This is a genomic window from Methanofollis aquaemaris, assembly GCF_017357525.1.
Classification (GTDB): Archaea; Halobacteriota; Methanomicrobia; order Methanomicrobiales; family Methanofollaceae; genus Methanofollis; species Methanofollis aquaemaris.
This window is the reverse complement of the sequence record NZ_CP036172.1, coordinates 1,234,788-1,260,598: the sequence shown is the minus strand read 5'-3', so window position 1 is coordinate 1,260,598 and position 25,811 is coordinate 1,234,788. Positions and strand designations below refer to the sequence as shown.

Annotated in this window: 18 protein-coding genes; 14 read left to right on the top strand and 4 right to left on the bottom strand. The window is 62.4% G+C overall.

Annotated features, from left to right (window positions below):
• Positions 1 to 443: 443 nt before the first annotated feature.
• Positions 444 to 617, bottom strand: a complete 174-nt coding sequence (locus RJ40_RS06000; protein WP_265582441.1) for a hypothetical protein — start codon at positions 615 to 617, stop codon at positions 444 to 446.
• A 177-nt stretch (positions 618 to 794) separates the two neighbouring features.
• Between RJ40_RS06000 and RJ40_RS05995 the strand changes: the two genes are divergently transcribed.
• The 6 genes from RJ40_RS05995 to RJ40_RS05970 all read left to right on the top strand — a co-directional run bounded on the left by RJ40_RS05995 (position 795) and on the right by RJ40_RS05970 (position 6,622).
• Entirely contained in the window at positions 795 to 1,097 is a 303-nt protein-coding gene (locus RJ40_RS05995; protein ID WP_265582440.1) for a nucleotidyltransferase family protein, read from the top strand.
• Positions 1,094 to 1,438 (top strand): HepT-like ribonuclease domain-containing protein, encoded by a 345-nt coding sequence (locus RJ40_RS05990; RefSeq protein ID WP_265582439.1) that lies wholly within the window; start codon positions 1,094 to 1,096, stop codon positions 1,436 to 1,438. The genes RJ40_RS05995 and RJ40_RS05990 overlap by 4 nt, the downstream gene beginning before the upstream one ends.
• A gap of 196 nt (positions 1,439 to 1,634) precedes the next feature.
• A complete protein-coding gene (locus RJ40_RS05985; protein ID WP_265582438.1) occupies positions 1,635 to 2,477 on the top strand; it encodes a deoxyribonuclease IV in 843 nt (280 codons plus the stop codon).
• Between the two features lie 375 nt (positions 2,478 to 2,852).
• Positions 2,853 to 3,980 carry a CPBP family intramembrane glutamic endopeptidase gene (locus tag RJ40_RS05980; protein ID WP_265582437.1) on the top strand — a complete coding sequence of 376 codons (1,128 nt, stop codon included), beginning with the start codon at positions 2,853 to 2,855 and terminating at the stop codon, positions 3,978 to 3,980.
• A 399-nt stretch (positions 3,981 to 4,379) separates the two neighbouring features.
• Positions 4,380 to 5,921, top strand: a complete 1,542-nt coding sequence (locus RJ40_RS05975; RefSeq protein ID WP_265582436.1) for a NosD domain-containing protein — start codon at positions 4,380 to 4,382, stop codon at positions 5,919 to 5,921.
• Between the two features lie 92 nt (positions 5,922 to 6,013).
• Entirely contained in the window at positions 6,014 to 6,622 is a 609-nt protein-coding gene (locus RJ40_RS05970) for a DUF2238 domain-containing protein (RefSeq protein WP_265582435.1), read from the top strand.
• Between the two features lie 342 nt (positions 6,623 to 6,964).
• On the opposite strand, the gene RJ40_RS05965 is transcribed toward RJ40_RS05970, so the two are convergent.
• Positions 6,965 to 7,882, bottom strand: coding sequence for a metallophosphoesterase (locus RJ40_RS05965; RefSeq protein WP_265582434.1), 918 nt, complete (start codon positions 7,880 to 7,882; stop codon positions 6,965 to 6,967).
• Positions 7,883 to 8,201: 319 nt separating this feature from the next.
• Between RJ40_RS05965 and endA the strand changes: the two genes are divergently transcribed.
• From endA to pheT, 4 genes are read left to right on the top strand one after another with little or no spacing between them, the layout of a single operon-like run.
• A complete protein-coding gene (gene endA, locus RJ40_RS05960; RefSeq protein WP_265582433.1) occupies positions 8,202 to 9,215 on the top strand; it encodes a tRNA-intron lyase in 1,014 nt (337 codons plus the stop codon).
• An 8-nt stretch (positions 9,216 to 9,223) separates the two neighbouring features.
• Positions 9,224 to 10,477, top strand: a complete 1,254-nt coding sequence (locus tag RJ40_RS05955; RefSeq protein ID WP_265582432.1) for a tryptophan--tRNA ligase — start codon at positions 9,224 to 9,226, stop codon at positions 10,475 to 10,477.
• A complete protein-coding gene (gene pheS, locus RJ40_RS05950) occupies positions 10,477 to 11,910 on the top strand; it encodes a phenylalanine--tRNA ligase subunit alpha (RefSeq protein ID WP_265582431.1) in 1,434 nt (477 codons plus the stop codon). Before RJ40_RS05955 ends, pheS begins: the two co-directional genes overlap by 1 nt.
• A gap of 3 nt (positions 11,911 to 11,913) precedes the next feature.
• Positions 11,914 to 13,554 carry a phenylalanine--tRNA ligase subunit beta gene (pheT, locus tag RJ40_RS05945; protein WP_265582430.1) on the top strand — a complete coding sequence of 547 codons (1,641 nt, stop codon included), beginning with the start codon at positions 11,914 to 11,916 and terminating at the stop codon, positions 13,552 to 13,554.
• On the opposite strand, the gene hisF is transcribed toward pheT, so the two are convergent.
• Positions 13,511 to 14,317: an imidazole glycerol phosphate synthase subunit HisF gene (gene hisF, locus RJ40_RS05940; RefSeq protein WP_265582617.1), complete on the bottom strand. Its 807-nt coding sequence runs from the start codon at positions 14,315 to 14,317 to the stop codon at positions 13,511 to 13,513. The two genes, pheT and hisF, sit on opposite strands and share 44 nt — an antisense overlap.
• Before the next feature lie 118 nt (positions 14,318 to 14,435).
• Between hisF and RJ40_RS05935 the strand changes: the two genes are divergently transcribed.
• From RJ40_RS05935 to RJ40_RS05925, 3 genes are all read left to right on the top strand, one after another.
• On the top strand, positions 14,436 to 15,662 hold the full coding sequence (locus tag RJ40_RS05935; RefSeq protein ID WP_265582429.1) for an adenosylhomocysteinase: 1,227 nt from the start codon (positions 14,436 to 14,438) through the stop codon (positions 15,660 to 15,662).
• Positions 15,663 to 16,507: 845 nt separating this feature from the next.
• Positions 16,508 to 20,422, top strand: coding sequence for a lectin like domain-containing protein (locus RJ40_RS05930; RefSeq protein ID WP_265582428.1), 3,915 nt, complete (start codon positions 16,508 to 16,510; stop codon positions 20,420 to 20,422).
• 39 nt (positions 20,423 to 20,461) lie between these two features.
• Positions 20,462 to 20,662, top strand: coding sequence for a hypothetical protein (locus RJ40_RS05925; protein ID WP_265582427.1), 201 nt, complete (start codon positions 20,462 to 20,464; stop codon positions 20,660 to 20,662).
• Positions 20,663 to 20,831: 169 nt separating this feature from the next.
• On the opposite strand, the gene RJ40_RS05920 is transcribed toward RJ40_RS05925, so the two are convergent.
• A complete protein-coding gene (locus RJ40_RS05920; RefSeq protein WP_265582426.1) occupies positions 20,832 to 21,518 on the bottom strand; it encodes a TIGR00266 family protein in 687 nt (228 codons plus the stop codon).
• A 369-nt stretch (positions 21,519 to 21,887) separates the two neighbouring features.
• On the opposite strand from RJ40_RS05920, the gene RJ40_RS05915 reads away from it, so the two are divergent.
• Entirely contained in the window at positions 21,888 to 25,379 is a 3,492-nt protein-coding gene (locus RJ40_RS05915) for a lectin like domain-containing protein (protein ID WP_265582425.1), read from the top strand.
• Positions 25,380 to 25,811: the final 432 nt, after the last annotated feature.

Sequence of the window (25,811 nt, the reverse complement as noted above, 5' to 3'; positions counted from 1 at the left end):
TTTTCGAATTCTGGCCCTGTAGAAACCATCCTCTTTTCATCCCTTCAACCCCCCTATGACCGAATCCATCGCCTTCTCACTCACTCGCGCCGGGGGTTCTGCACCCGAACCCCCGGGATGAAGTGAAGATAGGGCCGGGAAGGCGCCATTGATGCACCTGAAGAGGGGGTTGTCGTCCTCGCTCCTATCCTGATGCGGGGGGTCCGGGGGACAACGCCCCCCGGTGCGAGACGGTGGTGAAGATTCTGTGGTCGGGGCGGCACGTCGATCAGAAGATCTTTTGAACAATGTTCATTGCGTATGCCTGAGGCATGCTCTCGGCTCATGCCCGATTCAACAGAGCCAGAATTTAGTCTCTGCATGGAGGTACATCGACCCGCGGGTTCGCCTTTGAAAGAGGTTTAGAGGGAAATTGCTTTCAATATACGCGTTAACAGGCCGTATCAACGATTGTCCCTTCGACTGGAAAGTGTTCCCCGGAACTCCGCCGAGATCTCGATGCCGCGTGCGGGGGTGTCCTCCTCCCGTGCAACAGACCCGAAGACTCTGATGTGTGCCACGCCGTAGCATCGCCTGATTGTGCGGAGGTTCTGCCTGATCTGTGTGAGGGGTTTCATCGCTTCTCTCTGGTGGTACATCCTCTCATTTTCGTGTGCGGATGGTTTCTGCCGTCGTCCACGGGAATCCCTGGCGGTCTGGAATATCGCAGATCTTTTTTTAGGAATCAGGGATTGGGACCGGGCGATCAATACCTTAAAGCACCCCGGCGGCACAGGAGGACATACCACAGAGACATGACCTCCATGAAAAACCGCGCCGAAGTCCTTGATATCCTCCGGTCCCTGAAAGACGAACTCAGAGAGCGGTACCATGTCGAGCGCATCGCCCTCTTCGGATCATATGCCCGTGAGGAACAGCGAGAGGGCAGCGACATCGATGTCCTCGTCGCGTTCGACGCCGGTGCCGACCTCTTTGATTTTGTCGGCCTGTCGCAATACCTCGAAGAAAAACTTGGCCGTAGCGTCGATGTCGTACCGGAAACGGCACTCCGCCCGGAGATCCGCAACCAGGTGACGCGGGATCTCCTCTTTGCATGAGAGCCCCTATTCTCTATCTCTCGGATGTCGCCGCTGCCCTGGAGAAGATCGAGGAGTTCACCGCGGGCATGACCTACGACGAGTTTCTCCATGACGATAAGACCCAGAGCGCCGTCATCAGGAAGTTCGAGGTCATCGGGGAGGCGGCAAAAAAGATCCCTCCGTCTATCAGGGAGAGGTACCCTGCCGTTCCATGGAGGGAAATGGCCGGAATGCGGGACAGACTGATCCATACCTATTTTGGCGTCGACACGTTGCTTGTCTGGAGGACGGTCGTCAACCGCGTGCCTGAACTCCGGCGGGAGATCTGCCGGATCGTTGAGGAGGAAGGCGGAGGATAACCTTAGGGCGATGTGTAAGAGTCATCGTCTCTGTCGGGCCGCGGGACAGCAGGTTCGTCGTGCGGGTGATGAAATGGCTACACCGGAGATCTCGACGAAGCGATGGATCGGGTGAGAACACACCTATCGCCACCTCGGCTATCTTCCCCCTCCCGGATCGTCACCCTCATCTCCTCCCCTCCCCCACGCTTCTCCCATGCTACGCGTCGGGTGTCATGTCTCGATCGCCGGATCTCTGGCGGCGGCGGTGGGCCGCGCCGGGGAACGGGGATGCACGACCTTTCAGATATTCTCGCGGAACCCTAGGGGCTGGCGGTTCAAGCCGCTGACCGACGGCGACATCTCCGCCTTCATTGGGGCCCTTGACGCCTCCGGGATCGGGCCGGTCGTCGACCACATGCCCTACCTCCCGAACCTTGCCTCACCGAAGGAAGAAGTCTATGCAAAGTCGGTGACGACCCTCGCCGCGGAACTCGGGCGGTGCGAGTCCCTGGAGATCCCGTACCTCGTGATGCACCTGGGCAGCCATCTCGGGACCGGGATCGAGGGTGGGAGACGGAGACTGATCGCAGGAGTCTTGCAGGCCTTTGAAGAGGCGGAGGGCAAGACCCTCCTCCTCCTGGAGAACACGGCCGGAACGAAGAACAGCCTCGGCGGAACCTTCGAGGAGATCAGAGCGATCCTGGATGCCCTGCCTGAGGAGCGGACCGCGGTCTGCTTCGACACCTGCCACGCCTTTGCCGCCGGGTACGACCTGCGCACCGCCGACGCTGTCGGCGAGAGCCTCGACGCCTTCGACGACGTCATCGGACTCGACCGCCTGCGGGTCGTCCACTGCAATGACTCGAAGGGCCCCCTCGGTTCCCACCTCGACCGCCACGAGCACATCGGTCTGGGTGCGATCGGCGAGGAAGGTTTTAGCGCCTTCTTCTCGGTCGCGGCAATCAGGCGCCTCCCCCTCATCTGCGAGACCCCGGTGGACGAGCGACGGGACGACGCCGGGAATATCAGGGTGGTGCGGGAACTCGCCGGGGAATGAGTCCGGCAGACCGGGCTCATTAGAATTGGGCATGAACCCCGGGCTCAAGCGTACGCCATGAAGATTGCTGAGTAGCGTTTCAAGGTGTGGGTGGATCCCTCTCAATCGCGACAGGTGGATCACTCCATCGCCGCCCCTCGGTTATCTTCTGGCCGTGGGGGGTCCGGGGGGCAACGCCCCCCGGCGCGAGACGGCGGGGGAGATTCGACGATGAGGGCGGCACATCAGATCATCATGCCTTCCTCCATCTTCACGCCGGGAGATCTCGCCTCAAGTATGCGTGGGGCGTGCTCCCTGGCCCCCCAATTCTACACACCCGGAACCGGAGTCACCTCTATACCCGATGCCCACAGATTTAGACGGCACGGGAATTCTATGGATACACAGAGATTTCACCCCTATCTGGTCCTCATCGCCCTCGTGGCCGGGGCGGTCGCCCTGGTCTTCGGGCTCTCCGGCAACCCGCAGGGCGACCTTGGACTTTTCTTTTCCACCGGTGCCGAAGCGGCCCCGATCTTTTTGATCGCCACCCTGGCATTCCTCGCCCTCGACCGCCCTCGCCTGCGGCCGGTCGTCTCTCTCCTGACGGCACTCTTCGTCCTGGGACTTGCGCTCGTCGGCTGGTTCTTCTCCATCGCTCCCTGGTATGACATCATGGACGCCGGGGAGATGCCGGTAGAGGCCGCGGTGGCCCTCCTGGCAGGTTTTATCCTCTCTATCGGGGCGGCCTCCCTCTGTCTGCTCCTCTATTCGGTGCGGGTGAGGCGTTTCCTCGCGAGGTGGATCCCGATCGATCCCGAGAACTTTGTCCACACCACGGCCTTTGTCGTCGTTGCGGCCATCGCCCTCCTGCCCCTCGTCCCCCTCCTGGTCCTCGGGCACCCGCCGCTCGTCGATCTCATCGGCGATCCCTCCATGGACTTCGGCGCACTCACCCCCACGGAAGCGGCGAAGACCGACCTCTACGGGCTGGTCTGGACCCTCGCCGGTGCGTTCCTCGCGGTGGGGCTCTTTGTGAAACGCTCCTTCCCTGAAGTCCTCGACCGTCTCGGCCTGGTCAGGCCGACTATCCGTTCCTTCTCCTTCGCCGTCGCGGTGGGACTCGGTCTGGTCCTGGTCTTCGGTGTGGTGGACCATGTCATCGTCGCCGTCTGGGAATACTTCGGGTGGTACGTCACCGACGAGGCCTACACCGAGGCGCTCTTCAGTTCATATCTCACCCCGGTTGCGGCGGTCGTGGCGGCGATCGTCGCCGGCGTCGGGGAAGAGGTGGCGGTCCGCGGCGTACTCCAACCGCGCTTCGGGATCCTCCTCTCCTGTCTGGTCTTTGCCGCCCTCCATGCCTACCAGTACGCCTGGGACGGCCTCGTCTCCGTCTTCCTGGCCGGCCTGGTCTTTGCCGTTCTGCGGGCCAGGACGTCCACGACAGTCAGCGCCGTCACCCATGCCACCTATGACCTGGTCCTCTTCTCCATGATGATAGCGGGGATCAGCTGGATCTGATCCCGCGTCGTCATATTTCCAGGAGGGAATTCGGAATAATATCCGAATCAGAGAGGCGAGTAGAGGGAAACGATTGTGTGAAATATAGTATATTATCATTTTCAACCGTTTGTGATTTTTTAAGTCTATTTTTTGCCTTTTTGCTCGGTATTTGGTCTCTCTAAGGCAATATGGGGATATTCCATCGGAATATAACTCGAGCGGAATTCCACAACGAATATATGCCCGTCACCTTATTCAATTATATCAAAACCAAAGGGTTCAATGCCGTCATATGTGGCATTGAAGGTTTATGGTTGGTTTGATGATTAAATCGTCTCAGAATTCACCCTCTCCATCTCTCCAATGAGCCTCTCGATTATGCCTGATCCTTCAGGCACCCTGCAGGAGGTTGAAGTCATGAAGAAAAAGAATTATGATGGTTTTGTGCTCGTGCTCGCATGTGCACTGATTTTTGCGACGCTGTGCAGCTGTGCCGTCCCCGCGGCGGCGAAAGAAATCGTCCCGGACGGGAACTATCCGATCTGGATCAACGAGTCCGGGGACTACAACCTGAAAGGGAACATTCTTACCGGCGATGTCACTTCCGGTGAATGGGCGGTCATCATCAACGCCCCGGATGTCGTACTCGATGGCGGTGAATACATCATCGACGGCAGAGGACCGGAGGGTTCCGGGATAGAAAACGGGATCTGGGTCCAGGGAAGATCTGATGCCCATCTAAACAATGTCACCCTCAGGAACGTTACGATCTCGGGCTTCTATCGCAACATCATGTATACCTATGCCGATGGCGGGGCGATCGAAGACTGCCGGGTTATGATGAGCAGTTACTCGGGACCTTACCTCTATCATTCGAAGAATATCGTCATCACCGGCAACAATATCACTGACAATTTTATCGGCCTCGACCTCTATTATTCCGATTCCAACACCATCTACAACAACATCTTCAGGGACAATACGAAAGGAGACCTGATGAATGCGGGCGAATCGAATACCTGGAATGTCACCGGACGCTCCGGCCCGAACATCATCGGCGGCCCATCCATTGGCGGGAACTACTGGGCCAGATACACGGGGGCAACCGACTCAGATCGCGACGGGTTCTGCGACGATCCCTATGAGGTGTATAATGATGATGAGGGAGTGGTTTTCTATGATATGTTGCCTCTCTTCTTCACCATCGAACCGCCCGTCCCTCCTACGACCGAACCGACGACCGAGCCGACGACCGAGCCGACCCGAACTTCTTCGGGGGGCGACGGCGATGACTGGGCTGGTTTTACCAGTGCTCGCGGTTCGATCCCCGCGGGCGGCTGGGCAAATTTCACCTTTTCCAATGGCCCGATCACCCGCATCAACCTCCTGGTGACCTCGTCGGTCAGCGGGGCACTCATCCAGATCACCCCGAATAACCTTCCCCCGGATGCCGACGCACCCGGCGACGGGGCGGTCTTTGGCGTCTATGAGATCTCGCTCAAATATGTCGACAATCCTGGTGAGTGCTGGATCTACTTCGAGATCCCGGAGAGTTGGCTTGCAGCGAATGGGCTGAATCCCGGGGACATCGTCCTGAAATACTACGACGACGGCGAGTGGAAGGACCTCCCGACCGAACTCCTCCGTATTGAAGGCGGGAAAGTATACTTCCGTGCACAGGCGTCCGGCTTCCCCTACTTTGCGATCACAGAGACAAAGGGAGGAGCCGTGACCCCGACGCCCGTCGTGACTTACGCCTCGGCTGAGGCTGAGGCAGAAAACACAACCGTCACCGAGACCGAGACCGAAGTCGAGACGACCGGTACGGTGGAAGAGACAACGACCGCGACGACGGCCCCCGATGCCGCCGAAACGACCGCGCCACAGCCATCGCCCATCTCCTGTCTGGCGGCGGCCGCGGCCTTTGCTCTCGTCGTCCTCGTGATGCGGCGGGACTGAACTCATTTTATTTTTCGGGCCTGCAACCTGCCGCGCGGTGCAATGGCCCCGAGTGTCAGATATATATCCCCGGCGCACCATCTTCCACCGCGATGATCTGGCGGTGGCCACCCGGTCAGGTTGCTGCGTATGTTGTCCAGGGACTCATCCTCCTGAACGTCGGGTACAGCGTTGCTATCGGGGACTACTTCCTGGCGATCGTCGGATTTTTCGGATTTCTGGTCACCACCGTCCCGTACATCGTCAGCAGACGCACCGACATCTGCATGCCCTGGGAGGTCAACCTCCTCATCGCCATCTCTCTCTACCTCCATGTCGCCGGGCACATCTCCGCATATTATGATCTCTTCTCGCCCTACTACGACAAGATCGCCCATTTCGTCTCCTCGATCACCATCTCGGTCCTCGGGTTTGCGATGGTCCTCATCGTCGACCGGTACAGCGGTCTGCGACTGACGCGGCCGATGATCATCTTCTTCATCGTGATCTTCACGATGGCTCTCGGTGCGTTCTGGGAGATCTACGAGTTCGCCTTCGACACCATCTTCGGCACCGAACTCCAGCACGGGCTTGAGGACACGATGTACGACCTCATCTTCGACCTGGTGGGAGCGCTGATCATCGCCGCGGTCGGGAACTTCTATCTCCGGCGGGTGGAGAAGGAGGAGATGGTCAGGATGTTCCTGAACTCCGGGCATTGATGGGGGACGGATTCTAAGTCAAGGGATCTTGACATGTTCCCATGGGACGGCAGGGCAGAATCTGCCGGCGGAGGGGGCTGTCTGATCAACAGGTCTTCCCGGCCCCATCTTCATCCCGGAGGTCTGGGGGCAGCACCCCCGGTGCGAGACCCCCCGGACCCCCCACAGGGAAGATGGGCGGGGGGCGGCGGTTGAGTGGTGCCTTCACCACTCCGAAGCGCTGCTCAGAACAATGTTCATGCGGTCTGTCTGAGGCGTGCTCTCGGCTCATGCTTGATTCAGCAAAGCCGAAAAAAGAGATCTTGAAAAGAGGCGTGCCGCCCCCTTCCTGGTCAGGAATTTTTATACAGCCTTCAGATCCGCCCCACCCGGCGACGGTGCGATCACCACGATCTCGGGGGGATTGTTCAACCGCAGTTCGGTCTTGAGGTTCGAAGTCCCGATCCCGCGGCTGACATAGACGGGGGTCTCTCCCTTCTGGATCAGCCCGGAGAACTCAAAATATCCGGCATCGTTCAGTTCCTTCACACCAGGGATCATGACCTGGCCGCCGTGGGTGTGGCCCGCAAGGATCAGGTCGGCGTCCCAGTCGGCCCGGCACTCGGGTTCGTGGATCAGGTAGATGGTGAAGGCGTCGCTCTCAGGCACCTCAGGGGGATCGGCCATGCCGGCCCACCCGTCGTCGACGCCGACGATCCGCACGGGCGTGCCGTCGATGGAGAGGTCCACGACCTCGTTTCTCAGCACATGCACCCCGGTGCTCTCAAGTTCTGTTGTCAGGGCGTCGGCAAGTTCGGTGTCGGTGGTCTCGTCCCTGAGCATGCTCATGTCGTAGCCCTCCACGCTCCGGTTGGACTCCGAGACCGCCATCACCTTCTGCAGTCCGCTGACCGTGTCCACCCCTGACTTATAATCATGGTTGCCGAGGACGGCGTAGACCGGGGCATCCACCTCCCGCCAGACCTGCTGGAGGGAGAGATCGGGTTCCTCGCCATAGACAAAGTCCCCGCCGATGAGCACCACCGAGGGATGCATGGCATTGATCTCCTGGATCATCCCTCTCACATGGTCGAGATTCTCCTCTCGCAGGTGCGGATCGGCGATGAAGACCACGCCCCCGGGCGCCCCCTCGAAGGCGAGGGTGGTGGTGGAAGTGCTCTGCCCCTCCCAGGCCATATAGGTGAAGAGCATGGGCGAGCAGATGATGAGGCCGATGGCCACGAAATATCTGGCTTTCAGGTCGGGTAGTCTCACGTTCATGGATGAATCGTCCCTGGATCGCGGTTGACCTGTGGGGTATAAAGGTGGTGGGGTGGCGGCAGGGCATTCGGCCCGGCAAGGTCGTGATTTTATCGCAGAATTGGAGAATATGGAAATTTTAGCGATATGATCAGATTAATATATCACGGGATTGGTCTGGCATCCCGGAGGAGATGTCTGGAAGGTTTTTCGCAGACCCGACCATCCCGGCCGCGCCCACCTGATATATTCACCTGCCGGTCGGAGAAAAAAGACGCCGCCCCGCGGTCTGGCAATTCCCTATCCTATATATCCCCTGCCCCCCCAGTACTCTCCTTACGTGAAGGCGACATTTGACGGCACCTGGCTCTGGCTCGGGCAGGACGGGCTTGCTCTCTACGAGAGCGGTGGCTACGGCCGGCCCGACAAGGGGAAACTCCGCCTCGCCCCTGAGGAGGGACTCTACCTCCTGGCGCGCAAGCGGATCGAACTGCCCGGCTACGACTTCGAGAAACTTCTGCAGGAACTTTCAAAGGACCCGGTCTTCTTCAGGCGGTACCTCGTCTACCGCGACCTTCGGGAACGGGGCTATGCCCTGCAGACCGGCCCGCATGACTTCCGGGTCTTCCGGCGGGGCGAACGTCCGGGCAAGGGACAGTCTCATCACCTGGTGCGGGTGCTTGCCGAGCGCGACCTCGTCGACTTCGCCCAGGTCGCCGCCGAGGTGGAGACCGCCGGGAATATGCGAAAGATCTACCTGGTCGCCGCCGTCGACGACGAGGGCGAACTCACCTACTATGAGGTGAAGGTCGACCACCTCGCCGGGCCCGAGGGGGAGGCCCCGGCCGGTAAGGGTACGGCAGGCGGCGAGGCTTTCGGCCCGGTCGCTGTGGTCAGGACCGGCAAGGCACCCTGGCTTCCTGAGGAGGGGTACGGCAAGCCCTTCGACCAGGAGCAGACGATGCTCTCCCCGCCTGAGGTGCTGTATCTCATGGACGAGGGAAGGCTCACGCTCACCGAAAACGGCACCCCACTCACTCGCGAGGTCTACCATGCCCTCGCCGCCGCCGCAGACAGTGAGATCGCCGAAAAAGCCGTCCTCTACACCGACCTTCGCCGGCGCGGCTACGCCCCCAAGACCGGGTACAAGTTCGGTCACCACTTCAGGGTCTACGGCGGCGGGGTCAAGCACTCCCTCATGCTCGTCCACGCCCTGCCGGCCGGGACGACCCTCACCATGGCGGCGATCTCTCGTTCGGTCCGTCTGGCACACAGTGTCAAAAAGAAGATGTTGTTTGGTTGTGTACATAACAACGATATCCAGTATATCGAGTTTGCACGAATAAAAATGTGAGAATCGACATGACACAGGGGATCAATCCATGGGCAAGCAACCAGTCGATCGATGTCGGAAAACTTTTTTCCGAGTTCGGCATCGAGCCGATTGAGGACGTCACCGGTGGTCTCCCGACCGTCCCCTCCTTCATACGCAGGGGGGTCGTCGTCGGGCACCGGGACTATGGGCTGATCGCAGAGGCGATCAGGGAGAAGAAACATTTCAACGTGATGACCGGGTTCATGCCCTCGGGTCACCCGCACCTGGGTCACCTGATGGTGATGAAAGAGGTGGCCTGGCACGTCGCCCAGGGCGGCACCGGGTACATCGGCGTCGCCGACCGCGAGGCCCATGCGGTGCGGGGGCTCTCATGGCGGCAGTGCAAGGAGTACGGGCGCGAATATCTCGCCTGCCTGTATGCGCTCGGGTACGAGGGGCACACCTACTACCAGAGCGAGAACACCGCCCTCAAAGACCTCGCCTTCGAGGCGGCCATCAAGATCAACTTCTCCGAACTCTCGGCGATCTACGGTTTCAGCCAGGAGACGGCCCTTGCCCATGCGATGAGCGTCGCCACCCAGGTCGGCGACATCCTGTACCCGCAACTCGACGGCGGCCCGGCCCCGACGGTCGTGCCGGTCGGGATCGACCAGGATCCTCACATCAGGCTGACGCGCGACGTCGCCCACAAACTCCGGCTCTTCACCGTGGAGCAGCGGGAGGGTTATGTCAGCGTCCGGAGCAAGAACGCCCCCGAGGCTGCGATCGACGCCGTCCACGCCGCGTATCCGGGCTCGAAGCGGTACGAGGGCCATGTGGACATCCCGGGCGCCGCCCTCGCCGAGGTCGAAGTGCGGGTGCGCGGGATCGAGATCGAGCACGGCGGGTTCGGGTTCTTCCTCCCCTCCGCGACCTACCACACCTTCATGCCAGGTCTCCAGGGCGGCAAGATGTCGTCGAGCGTCCCCGATAGTTTCATCTCCTTCTGGGAGAGCGACAAAGACCTCAAGAAGAAGGTGATGGGGGCGCTCACCGGCGGGCGGACGACCCTGGAGGAGCAGAAGAAACTCGGCGGCGAACCCGAGAAGTGTCCGGTCTATCTCCTCAACCTCTTCCATATGACGCCCGACGACGAGGAACTCGTCGAGATCTGTCGCAAGTGCCGGGACGGCGAACTGATGTGCGGCACCTGCAAGAAGGAGACGCTCGAGCGGACGAAGGAGTTCCTGAAGGACTTCAGAGAGAAGATGGACGAAACAGCACACCTGGTGGAAGGATAATGGCTGACCTCACCTTGAATGAGAAGAAGTTCCTTGTCGCCCTTGCCCCGCTCGGCGAGGCCGGGGCCGGCGACCTCGCCGCGGCCCTCGGGACGACGGAGGAAGCGGCCGTCCAGTATGCCAACCTCTGCGCCGAGCACGGGCTTGCAGCAGTCGAGCGGCTGAGCACGACGACCTACACCCTCACCCCCGAGGGCGAGGAATACCGGGAGCACGGCCTCCCCGAGCGACAGATCTACGAGAGTTTTGCGGACGCGATCTCGATGAAGGATCTCCAGGCCCACCCGCTCTCGCGTATCGGGATCGGGTGGCTCAGGAAGAAAGGCTGGGTCGCGATCACGAAAGGCGTCGCCGAGAAGACCGGCGAGGCCCCGGCAGGCGAGGACGAGATCGCCCTCGCCGACCCGAAGGACGGGATGCCGGGCATCGCCGACCTGCTCAAGCGCAACCTCGTCGAAGAGCACGAGGCGGTCTCGTACCGTGTCGCGATCACCCCCGAGGGCCGCGCCCTCGTCGAGGCCGGGCTCGACCTGGTCGAGGAGACCGGCACGCTCTCCAGGGAAGAGATCATCACCGGGTCGTGGCGCGAGGCAAAACTCAGGCGGTACAGCCTGGAGACCCCGCCGAAGCGCGTGTACCCGGGCAAGGTTCATCCGTACCAGCGGATCATCGACGAGGTGAAGAGAGTCCTCCTGGACATGGGCTTTGTGGAGATGCAGGGCGAGATCGTGCAGAGTGCTTTCTGGGACTTCGACGCCCTTTTCCAGCCCCAGGACCACCCGGCCCGCGAGATGCAGGACACTTTCTACCTGGACCGGACCGAACCGATGCCCGAGGGATGGGAGCGGGTCCGCGACATGCACCTTTGCGGCGGCGAGACCACCTCGACCGGGTGGGGCGGCGTCTGGGACGAGGAGGTGGCGCAGAAATGCGTGCTCCGCACCCACACCACCCCGCTCTCGGTCCAGTACCTCATCTCCCACCCCAACCCCCCGGTCAAGGCCTTCGCCCTCGGCCGGGTGTACCGGCGCGAGGCGATCGACCCCACCCACCTGCCCGAGTTCGAGCAGTTGGAAGGGATCGTCATGGACGAGGGCGTCTCGTTCAGGCACCTTCTCGGGTTCCTCAAGGAGTTCTACAACAGGATGGGCTTTGACGAGGTGCGGTTCAGGCCGGGCTACTTCCCGTACACCGAACCCTCGGTCGAGCCCGAGGTCTGGGTCGACGGCCTGGGCTGGGTCGAACTCGGCGGCGCCGGGATCTTCAGGCAGGAGGTCACCGCCCCGTGGGGGATCGAGACCCCGGTCCTCGCGTGGGGGCTCGGGATCAGCCGGATCGCGATGCTCCGGCTCGGCCTCAAAGACCTCAGGCAACTCTACCGCAGCGACATCGAGTGGCTCAGGGAGAGCCCGGCGATCAGGAGGCAGGAGTGAGTCATGGCAGTCATCACCCTCAACTACGAATATCTGGAACGGCTTGTCGGTACCGATAAAGAGACCATCCTCGAACGCATGCCCCTCATCGGGTCTGACATCGAGCGGACCTTCGACGACCACGTCGATGTGGAGTTCTTCCCCGACCGCGTCGACCTTTACTCGACCGAGGGCGTGGCTAGGGCGATGCGGGGGTACCTGGGGATCGAGGAGGGGCTTCCCGAGTACGAGGTCACCCCCTCGGGGATCGCCTTCTCCGTCGACCCGGCCCTCGCCTCCATCCGCCCACACCTTGGTTCGGCCGTGATCAGGAACGTCAACCTTGACGAGGCCGGGATCGAGAGCCTGATGGCCCTTCAGGAGTCCCTGCACTGGGCCCTGGGTCGGGGCCGGCGGAAGGTGGCGATCGGCGTCCACGACCTGGACACCGTCACCCCGCCCTTCCGGTACCTCGCCTCGCCGCGAGACCGGAAGTTTGTCCCGCTCGACTTCGAGGACGAACTCTCGATGGAGGAGATCCTTGCCGAGCACCCGAAGGGCCGGGACTATGCCCGTCTGGTCGAGGAGTTCGAGCGCTTCCCGCTCATCGTCGACGCAAACGATCAGGTCCTCTCCTTCCCGCCGATCATCAACGGCGAACTGACCCGCGTCACCACCGGGACCAGGAATATCCTCCTGGACTGCACCGGCACCGACGAGCGGGCGGTGCGGATGGCGGCCAACATCATCTGCACCGCGCTCGCCGAGACCGGGGCGACCATCGAGAGCGTCGAGATCGACGGCACGCCGTACCCCGACCTCGCCCCCGCAGAGCGGGTCGTGAGCGTGGCCGAGTGCGCCCGCCTCCTCGGGATCGACCTGACGGCCGAGGAGATGGCGGCGCTCCTGCGAAAGATGCGCTTCGGCGCGGAGGCCCTGCCCGACGGGAAGGTGCGGGTGCTCGTGCCCCCGTACCGTGCCGACATCATGCACGACTGGGACATCTTCGAGGACGTCGCCGTCGCGTACGGCTTCGACAACTTCGAGGCCGCCCTCCCGCAGACCTTCACCACCGGCAAGGAGCACCCGGTCGCCGTCCTCCAGCGCGAGATCCGTTCGGTCTTCACCGGCATGGGCTACCTGGAGGTGATGCCCTTCACCCTCACGAGCGAGCGGGTGCTGTACGAGCAGATGCGGCGCGAGCCCTCGCCCGAGGTGCTCAGGGTCGCCAAACCGATCTCAGAAGAACAGACCGTGGTGCGGACCGAGATCCTCCCGCTTCTCATGGAGATCCTGGAGATCAACTGCCACCGCGAACTCCCGCAGCGGGTCTTTGCGACCGGCGACGTGATCCGAGGAACCCACACCACGCAGACCGTCGCCGCGGTCTCGATCCATCCGGGCGCGGACTTCTCCGAGGCCTACGCCATGATGGAGACCCTCTGCCGCGAGTGCGGCGTGGCCGCAGAGTTCGCCGAGTCGGAGGATCCGGCCTTCATCGACGGCCGGCGCGGCGACGTCCTGGTGGACGGAAAAAGAGTGGGAGTCTTTGGTGAGATCTATCCCGACGTGCTCACCGCCTTCTCCCTCGAACACCCGGTGGCGGCGCTCGAACTCGACCTTACCGCCGTACCTGGATACCCCGTCCGGCCAGATACTCCTTGACCTGGCTGACGGTCATCTCCCCGTAGTGGAAGACGCTCGCGGCAAGGCAGGCGTCGGCCTTGCCGAGGGCGAAACCTTCCCAGAAATGTTCGAGGGTGCCGACGCCCCCGCTCGCGATGACCGGGATGCCGACGCGTTCCGAGATGGTGCGGGTGATCGGGATATCGAACCCGGCCTTCGTCCCGTCGGTCTCCATGCTGGTGAGCAGGATCTCGCCGGCGCCCCGTTTTTCCACCTCTTCTGCCCACTGGACGGCGTCGAGTCCGGTCGGGTGCGACCCGCCCATGGTCACCACCTCGTACCAGACCTCGCGCCCGTCGGCCAGGGTGACCGGCGTCGCCCCTTCCTTCATCTCCGGGTTTGCCCGCACATCGATGGCCACGACGACGCACTGCGTCCCGAACCGCTCCGCGGCCTCGGTGATCAGGTCGGGGTCGGTGACGGCGCTGGTGTTGAGCGAGACCTTGTCCGCGCCGGCCCTGAGCACCTGCTGGATGTCATCGATGCTCCGGATCCCGCCGCCGACGGTGAGCGGAAGGAACAGTTTGTCCGCGGCCCGCTCGATGACCGGGATGATTGTGCCGCGGTTCTCTTTCGAGGCGGTGATGTCCAGGAAGACCACCTCGTCCGCGCCCTGTTCGTTGTACCTCGCGGCCAGTTCCACCGGGTCGCCGGCGTCCCGCAACCCTTCGAAGTGTGTCCCTTTCACGACCCGCCCGTCCTTGATGTCGAGGCAGGGGATGATCCGTTTGGTGAGTGGCATGTCCATACGTCTGACCGCTCCGGTCATGAGCGTTGTGGACGCGGGGTCGGAGGACGACTTCATACTTTTTATGGCCTGGGCCGCGTAATAGAGATGGACACGAGGCTCTGGTGAAAATATGAAGACAGGTCAGCAGAAGATGGACTGGGCGAGGCAGTACATGCCGGTGCTCGGGAGCATCAGAAAGGAATTCGAGGAGACAAAGCCCCTCGCCGGCGTGACCATCGGCATGGCCCTCCATGTGGAGGCCAAGACCGCGGTGCTCGTCGAGACCCTGGCGGCAGGCGGGGCCGAGGTGTATATCACCGGGTGCAACCCCCTCTCCACCCAGGACGATGTGGCGTCGGCCCTCGGCAAGGTGCCGGGCGTGCACTGCTATGCGAAGCGGGCGTGCTCGAACGACGAATACTACGCGGCGATCAACCGGGTGCTCGACGCCCGCCCGTCGATCACCATCGACGACGGCATGGACCTCATCCACGAACTTCACACTCACCGCCAGGACATCCTCAAGGATGTCGTCGGCGGGTGCGAGGAGACGACGACCGGGATCCACCGTCTGCGCTCGATGGCGGCCGAGGGCGCCCTGAAGTTCCCGGTGGTCGCGGTGAACGACACCCCCATGAAGCGTCACTTCGACAATGTCCACGGGACCGGCGAGAGTTCGCTGACGGCGATCATGGCCACGACCAACAGTCTCATCGCCGGCAAGGTGCTGGTGGTGGCCGGGTTCGGGTACTGCGGGCGCGGCGTCGCCAGGAAGGCCCGCGGCATGGGTGCCAGGGTCGTCGTCACCGAGGTCGATCCCAGGCGGGCACTCGAAGCCCATATGGAAGGCTTTGGCGTGATGCCGATGGAGGAGGCGGCGAAGGTCGGCGAGATCTTCATCACCACCACCGGAAACACCTCGGTCGTCACCGCACAGCACTTCCCGCTCCTCCGTGACGGGGCGATCCTCTCCAATGCCGGCCACTTCAACGTGGAGATCGATGTGGCATGGCTCGAGGAGCACGCCGACGCGATCGAGCGCCGGGACGGCATCGACACCTACGCGCTGGGCGAGAAGAAGATCCATGTCCTGGCCCAGGGTCGCCTGGTCAACCTCGCCACCCCGAAGGGGATGGGCCACCCGATCGAGGTGATGGACCTCTCCTTCGCGCTCCAGGCACTCTCCGCTCTCTACATGGTCGAGCACGGGAAGGATCTTGCGCCGGGCGTCTACGATGTCCCGAACGCCATCGACGAAGAGGTGGCGACGCGCAAACTCGCCGCTCTCGGGATCGCGATCGATCTCCTCACCGAGGAGCAGAAGACCTATCTCTCGGCCTGGGATATCGGGACATAATCTCTTTTTTTCGGCCGTGTAGAATTCGGCATGAACCCTGGATGGGTTCAAGCATACGGGATGAAAATTTCCTGGTGGTTTCTGGTGAGTGAATCCCTGTTCCCTCTTCGAGCAGGAACCACATGGCACTACCACTTCATTGCCGCCCCTCGGCTATCCTCACCGCGGAGGCCCAGGGGATGAAAACCCCTCCGGTGCGAGATTACAGGAAAGATTCTACGATGAGGGCAGCACGTCTGATCACCACGCCTTCCCAAACGCTCGCGCCGGGGGCGTTGCCCCCGGACCCCCGGGATTGCGATAGGGGGGGAAGGCAGAGTTGAAGACCGTGAGTGGCGTAGTGCCGCCCCCCACCTATCCTCTGTCCGTGGGGGTCCGGGGGTGAAACCCCCGGTGTGAGATTCCAGGAAAGAGTCTACGATCGGTGCGGCACATCTGATCATCATGCCTTCCCACACGCTCGCGCCGGGGGCGTTGCCCCCGGACCCCCGGGATGAAGATAGGGCCGGGAAGGCAGAGTTGAAGATCGTGAGGGGCGGCGATTGAACGAGATCCCACCCGCTTCTCCTGTCTTGAAAAAGAGAGATTGAATGACGAGAAATTTTCATCCGGTATGCATGAGACGTGCTCCCGCTTCATGCTCGATTCAACACAGACTTTTTTGATCTCCTGGCCCCGGCCCCGGGAGGTGGCGTCATGTATCCATCGGTTCTGATATATCAGATTTCCTTTCTCTAACGATCCGTTATCGTAAAATTTATCACATATCTATTATTCAAATCCCAAACCGGACAATTCATATCCTGTTTTCCCCATATGTCCCGTTTATAAAGAAGATGAGAGCCATGACCATCCCATCACGACATATTCTGACAGTGCTCGTCTGTGTGGGGCTTGCCCTCCTTGCCATGCCCGGTGCGGCCGCCCCCCTGGACCAGTCCTTCTTCCTTTCTCCGAATGAACCAGCCCCTTCCCCGGGGGCGGACGACCCTCCGACTGCCGATGCGGTCCCTGACTTTGAGGCCGCATCCCTGAACCAGTCCTTCATCCTCCCTCTGGATGATCCGGGCACCTTCCCCGGCGCAGACGGCACCCTGACCGCCGGTGCGGTTCCCGGCCTCGAGGCCGCTCCCCTGAACCCGGCATTTGTCAGGTATCAGGAGGAACAGGAAGCAGCGAACGGCCCCGTGCTCCTCTGCGCGGTCGCCCCCGAGGACAGGGCCCTCCCACCCCTCACCGGACTCCTCCCCTCACCCGTCACCCTGGTCTGGTCTGATGGTGGTGTCGTCGCTGCGACGGCCGAACCGCCATCGGAGGCTTACTTCAACCTCGCCGACGAGGGCCGCGTCACTGCGGTGAAGGACCAGGGGAAATGCGGATCCTGCTGGACCTTCGCCTCTCTCGGGTCGCTGGAGTCCGCGCTCCTCACCGACGGCCTGGGGGAGTGGAACCTCTCTGAGAATAATATGAAAAACACCCACGGCTTCGACTGGGGGCCCTGCGACGGCGGCAACGCCTTCATGGCGACCGCCTACCTCGCCCGGTGGTCCGGGCCGGTGAACGAGTCTGACGACCCCTACCTCCTCCCGAACCCCTCCCCAGACTCCCCCGCCGGCCTTGCGCCGGTGCTGCAGGTGCAGAATGTCACCTACCTCCCGCCGCGGGACGGTCCCCTCGACAACGACCTGATCAAGACGACGATCAAAGAGGACGGGGGGCTCTATGCCGGGTTCCTGGTGAACTACTCCTGTTTCGGACCGAACGCGGCCACCTACTATCTGCCTGAGAACAGCACCGCCAAACTCGACGGCGGCCACGCCGTCCTCCTGGTCGGATGGGACGACGCCTACCCGGCCGCAAACTTCGTCGAGACCCCGCCCGGCGACGGCGCCTTCATCGCGAAAAATTCCTGGGGCACGTCGCTCGGGGACAACGGCTACTTCTACATCTCCTACTATGACCGGAGCGTCGGGCGCTTCAAGAACCCGGCGAGGGAGTATATCGGCGACGGTGGGGCCACGGCGACCGTGCTCTTCACCGGCGAACCGCTCGGCACCTACGACCACCTCTACCAGTACGACCCTCTCGGCTCCACCCGGAGCATCGGCATCTCGACCACGATGTACGGCGCGAACCTCTTCACCGTGGAACGCTACGAGAATCTGCATGCCGTGAGTATCTTCACCCGCGAACCCGACACCGCGTACGAGGTCAGGGTCTCTTCCCTGGATGGGGGCATCCCGTACCAGACGTCCTCCGCACACGGGACGATGGCACTCCCCGGCTACCACACCGTCCCGCTCGACACCCCGGTGCCCCTCGTCCCGGGCCAGAACTTCTCGGTGACCCTCAAACTCACCGCCCCGACCGACACCCACCCTCTCGCCGTCGAGATGCCGATCGAGGACTACTCGAGCAATGCCACCGCCCACACGGGCGAGAGTTTTGTGAGCATCGACGGGAGAGAGTGGGCCGACCTGACCGATTTCTTCCCTGACACCAACCTCTGCATCAAGGCCTTCACGCGCGATCCCCTCAGCGTGCCCGGGGACTATGCGACCATCCAGGCGGCGGTCGAAGCCGCCCTGCCCGGCCAGATGGTCTTCATTGAAGACGGCACCTATGCCGAGAACGTCGTGATCGACAAACCGCTCGCCCTCGTCGGTTCACGCGACGCCGTCATCGACGGAGGCGCCGGGACCGCGCTCACCCTGACCGGATCCACTGTCACCCTCCGGGGATTCTCGATCACCGGCGGGGACGACGGCGTCCTGGTCGCCGGCAACGACACAACGCTCGTCGACCTGCATCTCATCGGGTGCGGGGGAGACGGAATCGAGATTGACGGCGCTTCAAAGACCTTCATCGCCGACACCGAGGTTCTTGATGGCATGCACGACGGGATCAAGGTCAACAACGCCTCAAATGTCTTTGTGTTCGGGTGCGCTCTCACCGGGAACGGCGGCAACGGGATGAGCGTCGACGATGCCTCAAGCGTCATCGCGTATCGGTGCAATCTCACCGGGAACGACGACGACGGGATGAGAACCAATACTGCCGTCGGCGTCATGGTGCTCCAGTGCACCCTCGCCGGGAACGGTGACGACGGGATATGGGCCATTGATACCGCCGACCTCAGTGTGTACAACTCCAACGTATCGGTGAACCATGATAGCGGCGTCGAAGTCTCCCGTTCCAACAGGACGGTATTCGTCGACGTGAACGCCGCCGCCAACGGTGAGAGCGGGATCGACCTCTCGTCCGCCGACGCGTTCATGGTGACACGCTGCACGGCCACCGGCAACGGCGAGAGCGGGATTGCTCTCTACGACGTGAAGAACGGGGGGCTCTCACAGAACACGATGGCCGGGCATAAGTGGAACATCAACTTCGCCCCCTCAGACGGCGCTGAAGACACCGTCGTGATTGACGAGACGAACACCGTCGACGGAAAACCGGTCTATGTCTGGAACGACCGGTACGACGAGGCCGTGCCCACCGATGCCGGCATGGTGTACCTGATGGGATGCCGGAACGTCACCGCCGCGGACCTCACGCTCTCGGGCAACTTTATGGGGCTGTATGTCTACAACTCGACCGACATCACGGTCAGGAATGTCCTGGCCTCCGGCAACAATGCAGGGGCGTACTGCCGGTACGTCGACAACCTCTCGGTCGACGCCTCGGCGATGGAGGCCAACGGGTTTGCAGGGTTCGTGTCGCAGAACTGCACGGCCCTCGAGGTCACGGGCTCGCGCATCGCCGACAACATCGTGGGTGCGATCGTTGTCGCCGACGATCCGGCCGACACCCTGTTCTGGCGCAACTCCTTTGTCAACAACAGCGCGGGCCACTTCGCCGCGATGGGGGGGCAGGTCACCCTGAATACCGCGGCGCCGCTCATGTACCGCTATAACGGCACCTACTACACCCATGCCCTCGGCAACTACTGGGACGACTATGCGGGCAACGACACCGACGGCGACGGGGTCGGGGAGACGCCGTACACCGCCCGGAACGCGTTTACTCCGATGAGCGTCAACGACACCTGTCCGCTGGTCGCACCGGCGGACCGGTATGTGCCCGGCTTCCCCGACAACGACGGCGGGGACGACTGGGGCGGTATCGGTGTCGGCGGCGACCTGAACGCGGGCGCCACCACCTCGATGCAGTTCAGGGGTTCGGCGGTGACCGAGATCACTCTCACCGCTGCGAAGCGGATCGACGGGGTCATGGTGACCGTCGCCCCGGTGGATGAGGGGCCCGACGGTCTGGACAGCGCGGTGTACCAGTACCTCACTGCCAACCTCACCTATGTTACCGACGATGCGATTGCTGAGGCGAACTTCACCTTCGACGTCCCGGCGGCATGGCTGAACGAGCATGGGCTCGCACCGGACGAGGTTGCGCTCTGGCGCTATCACAATGAAACATGGGTGGCGCTCCCGACCGAGATCGTGCGCGAGGAGAGTGGCCGTATTGTCTATCGTGCAACGTCGCCGGGCTTCTCGTACTTCGCCGTGGCGGCGGGCCGGGCGATAGAGCCCGCGGTGACTGTGCCGTCTGCGGAGTCCGTGGATCTGAACGCGACAGCGGCGAACGCCACCGCGGAAAAACCGGTCGTCTCCGAGACGCCGTTACCGACTGCATCGACCGCGGCCACGACTCCCGCACCGACCGCCCCGGCGCAGAGCCCTCTGCCCTGGTGGCTGGCAGTGCTTGCGGCCGGAGGAACAATCTCCTTCACCCGCCGCCGGTGAGAGGAAGATATTTCCTCCTCTCCTTCACACTTTTCTCATATGGATCGCTCGCATACTCGGAGTATCATCGTTCTCTTCGTTGCCGTGATGGCCGGTCTCCTTGCCAGCCGGTTTGTCAGATCGGTCTGGCCCGACCCGGTTGTCATGTTCGTCGCGACGGCGGGCGTGATCATGGCGGTCGACCTCCTCCTCACCGCACTCCTGAAGCGGACCGGATGGGAAGACAGGCAGGAGTCCTGAGGAGAAGAATGCTCTTTTCCAGTCAGAATGCAGAGAAAACGAGTGTGACCACAAGCCATCGCCGCCCCCCGGCCATCTTCGTCGTGGGGGGTCCGGGGGGTCTCCCCCCGGCGAGAGAAAGCAGGTCAGGATTCTTTGTTCTTCTGTGGCGATGACCTTCCCGGCCCTATCAGTCCCCCGAAGTCTGGGTCGGGAGATAGGGGATGAGCGACCCGGCAAGTTTGGCGATGTCCATCGACTGGAGGACGACCTTGCCCGGTCCGGTGAGGGTGGTCAGAAAGAGGCCTTCGCCGCCGAAGAAAACGGTCTTCACGCCGCCGGCAAGTTCGATGGAGTAGTCGACCGTCGAGTCGAACCCGACCACAAGCCCGGTCTCGGCCCTGATCGTCTCCCCGGCCGCGAGGTCCATCTCGATGATGTCGCCGCAGCAGTGGAGGAAGACCCTGCCGTTTCCGTGGAGACGCTGGAGGATGAACCCTTCGCCGCCGAAAAACCCCGACCGCAGTTTCTTCGTGAAGGCGATGTCGAGGGTCACGCCCTCCTCAGAGCAGAGGTAGGCATCCTTCTGGGCGATGAACTCTTTCCCGTTCACGTCCACCGGGAAGATCCGGCCCGGTACATTCCCGGCGAAGGAGACGAAACCCTCGCTGCCTTTCGGGGTGAACTCGGTCAGGAAGAGGCTCTCGCTGGTGAGCATTCTTTTGATCCCGCCGAAGAGGCCACCCTTCAGGTGGGAATCCATCTGCATGTTCCCGCTCATGTTCACCATGGCCCCGGCCTCGGCATTGATCTTCTCGCCCGAGGCAAGGGTCGTCTTCACCATCTGGAGGTTGTCTCCGATTATCTCGTACTTCATCTGGGATCATGTAACCGTCTGGTGACATTCCTTTATCATATCTCTGTTCCGGGCGGTGCGACGCGCCGGGTGTTTTCTCCTCTCTTAAGGTCGTTATGACGACTTATCATCCATTATCCAGGATTGAATGCATTGTATCGTGCGATAAGATGCATATTCTCGCCCGTTGCGCCAGATATTCGGTATCCTCTCTCGGTCTGTGCCTGCAGTGGATAATCGCCAGAATCCAATTCATTCCGGTATCGTAATATATGGACGTTTCTGTTTTTTTATCCGGTTAATCCTGCATCTTTATTGAGTATATTTTATTTTTCGCTCAAATGGGTCGATCTTTTACCCTATTTTTTCGTTTTTATCAATGTGCCGGAGATGAGCACCATGACCAACCAGCACCTGCCGATCATAACTCTCCTCCTCTGCCTCTGCCTCGCCCTCCCCGGCGTGCAGGGAGCGGCGGCCCTCGATATCGAGACCGCACCGCTGAACCCCGACTTTGTCCGGTATATGGATGAACAGGAGACAGCCCCTTCCGAGCTGTCTCTCTTCCTTGCGGCCGCACCCCCACCTGAAATGTCGGAGCATGAATATCCCGTCTATCCGAACAGTCTGATCCCTGCGCCCGGCACCCCGCTCTGGTCCGGCGGTGTCGTCACGGCGACGGCCGACCCGCCCGCGGAGCCGTACTTCAACCTCGCCGACGAGGGCCGCGTCACCGCGGTGAAGGACCAGGGGAAGTGCGGGGCCTGCTGGACCTTCGGCTCTCTTGGATCGCTTGAGTCTGCACTCCTCACCGACGGGTTGGGCAGTTGGGATTTCTCTGAGAACAATATGAAGAACACCCACGGCTTCGACGCCGGGCCCTGCGACGGCGGCAACGCCCTCATGGCGACGGCCTATCTCACCAGGTGGTCGGGCCCGGTGAACGAGAGCGACGACCCCTACCTCCTCCCGGTCCCGCCCTCCGGGTCGCCCGCCGGACTCTCGCCGGTGATGCAGGTCCAGAACGTCACCTTCCTCCCGCCGCGTGCCGGCCCCCTCGACAACGATCTTGTCAAGGCGACGATCAAAGAGGAGGGCGGGCTCTATGCCAGTTTCCTGGTGAACTACTCCTGCTTCGGGCCGGGGGCTTCCACCTACTACCTCTCCGAGAACAGCACCGCAAAGCTCGACGGCGCCCACGCCATCCTCCTTGTCGGATGGGACGACGCCTACCCGGCCGCGAACTTCGTCGAGGCTCCGCCCGGCGACGGCGCCTTCATCGCCAGGAACTCCTGGGGCACCTCCTCGGGGGACGGAGGTTACTTCTCCATCTCGTACTATGATCGGAGTATCGGGCGCTTCCAGAACCCTGCGATAGAATACATCGGCACCGGCCGGGCCACGGCGGCCGTGCTCTTCACCGGCGAACCGGCCGGCACCTACGACCACCTCTACCAGTACGACCCCCTCGGCTGGACCACCAGCATCGGCACCGGCACCACGACCACGATGTACGGCGCCAATGTCTTCACCGCAGAACGCTACGAAGACCTGGAGGCGGTGAGTTTCTTCACCCGCGAGCCCGGCACGATCTATGAGCTCCGGGTCGACCTCAACGAGGGGGACACCTCCCGTCAGGTCTATGCCGCAAACGGGACGATGACACTCCCCGGCTATCACACCCTCCCGCTCGGCGCACCGGTGCCCCTCGTCCCCGGCCAGGACTTTGCGGTGACCATCAAAGTCACCGCCCCGACCGACACCTATCCCCTCATTGTCGAGAAACCGGTTGCAGGCTACTCAAGTGAAGCCTCGGCCCATCCTGGCGAGAGTTTCATGAGCGTCGACGGGGAGCACTGGGAAGACCTGACCGCATCGTTCCCCGACACCAACCTCTGCATCAAGGCCTTCACCGGAGATCCCGTCAGCGTGCCCGGCGACTATGCCACCATCCAGGAGGCCGTCGACGCCGCCCTGCCCGGCGATGTGATCCTTGTCAAAAACGGAACGTACCATGAGAATGTCGTGGTCGACCGGCCGCTCACCCTTGCCGGGAGCGGCGACCCGGTCATCGACGGCGATGGCGGGGACGCGCTCACCCTGACCGGGGCGAATATCACCGTCCGGAGTATCACCCTCACCGATGGTGCCGACGGCGTCCTGGTCACCGGCAACGATGCCGCGCTCATGGACCTGACCGTCACCGGTTGCACTGAGGACGGCATCGATCTTGAAGGCGCGTCAAATGTCTCCGTCATCGGCGCCGACGTCCGGGGGGTCGGTCAAACCGGCATCCTGGTCAACGGGGCCTTTGGGGCCGGAGTGTTCGGGTGCGATGTCTCCGGGAGCGGGGCCGACGGGATCGCCGTCGCCTCCTCCGAAGCCTTTACCCTGGCCGACTGCACGGCTGTCGGGAATGCCGGGGCCGGCCTGGACCTCGACGGGGTGCGGAACGGCACGGTCTCCCGGAACACGATGGCCGAGAACCGATGGAACATCCGCTTCGCCCCGGCCGCGGGCCATGAGGGCTCGGTCGCGATTGCCGAGACGAACACCGTCGACGGCAGACCGGTCTATGTATGGACCGGCAGGCAGGACGAGGTTGTGCCCACAGACGCCGGCATGGTGTACCTGGTGGAGTGCCGGAACATCGCCGCCGAAGACCTCGTCCTCTCCGGCAACTATGTCGGCCTGGTCGTCTTCAACTCGACCGGTGTCACCGTCAGGAATGTCACGGCCACCGGCAATTATGCGGGGGCGTTCTGCCAGGGCTCAGAAGATCTCTCGATCAATGCCTCAGCCTTCGTGGGCAACGAACTCTCGGGGCTCTCGTCTCTCAACAATACTGCAACCGCCGTCACCGGTTCGCTCATCGCCGACAACCAGGTGGGTGCGTTCCTCGCCGCCGGGAGTCCGGACGAGACCGCCCTCTGGCACAACACCTTTGCGAACAACACCGGCGGCCACCTCTCCCTCGAAGGACAGGTCGCCCTGAACTCCACCGCATCGCTCCCATACCGCTACGGGGACGCCTATTACACCCACGCCCTCGGCAACTTCTGGGACGATTATGCCGGGAACGACACTGACGGCGACGGCATCGGGGAGACGCCGTATGTCATCTCCGGTCTCAACGACACCTCTCCCCTGATCGTGTCAGCCGATCACTACGGTGTCGGCGAAGTCCCGCTGCCGCCCACACCAACCCCGACACCGACGCCTGTCCCGCCCTCGCCCTCCGGCGGCGGGGGTGGAGGCGGTGGCGGCGGCCACCGTGCTCCGTCGCCCCCGGTGCCCTTCCCGGTGGAACCTGCCGTCCCCCTCCATGAGGCCTCGTACGAGGTGAAGAGTCAGTCCGCGGTCTCGGCGATCGACCTGACCGCGGCCGCCGACCTCGACGGTGTGACGGTGGTCGCCGAGAAGAAATCCCTTCCCTCCGGCATCGCCCCGCCCGCGGCCCCGGTCTACGAGTACGACGAGATCACGCTCTCTCATCTCACCGACGCCGAGGTCCGCGGCGCTGCGATCTCCTTCGCCGTGCCCCTCGCATGGATGGAGGCGCAGGGTGCCGACACCGGGGAGATCGTCCTCCTCAGGTATCATGACGGCGCCTGGGCCTCCCTTGAGACGAAGTTTGTGAAAGAGGAGAACGGCGAAGCATTGTATGTGGCGGAGACGCCGGGCTTCTCGTACTTCGCGATCGCCGTTGCGGAGAAGCCGCAGGGAGAGGGAGCGCCGACCTCGCCGGGGGTTGTCGAAGAGGCTCCGACCGGGACACCGGCCCCCGATGCCTCCACGACCCCGAAGCCGACGCCGGTCGGGCTCGCCATCCCCTGCCTGGCGGCAGGTCTTGCGGCCCTCCTCTTTGCAAGGAGGAGATGAGAACTCTTTTTTTGGCTGTGTCAAACCAGGCATGAGCCGGGAGCATGCCTCAAGCATATCGCATGAACATTGTGCCGAGCAGCACGTTGGTGCGTGGAAGGATCCCTGATCCCTCTCTTCATGACAGAGCAGTGGGCGGGAACACCGCTCAATCGCCGCCCCCGCCTCATCTCATACGGGGGGTCCGGGCAGTCTCCCCCCGGCGCGAGAGAGCAGGCTCGCATTTTTCATTCTTTTTTTGGGTGGTCCGTCTGATCGACGTGCCTTCCCCCATGAATCGCGCCGGGGGCGCTGCCCCCGGACCTCCGGGATGAAGATAGGGTCGGGAAGGCGGAGAGATGGCAGTGAAAAGATCTCAATCCGGGGTGATTGTTCAAAGCCCCGGGATACTTCCGGGATATGCTCGAAGAGAACAGAGATCACGAAGAGAAT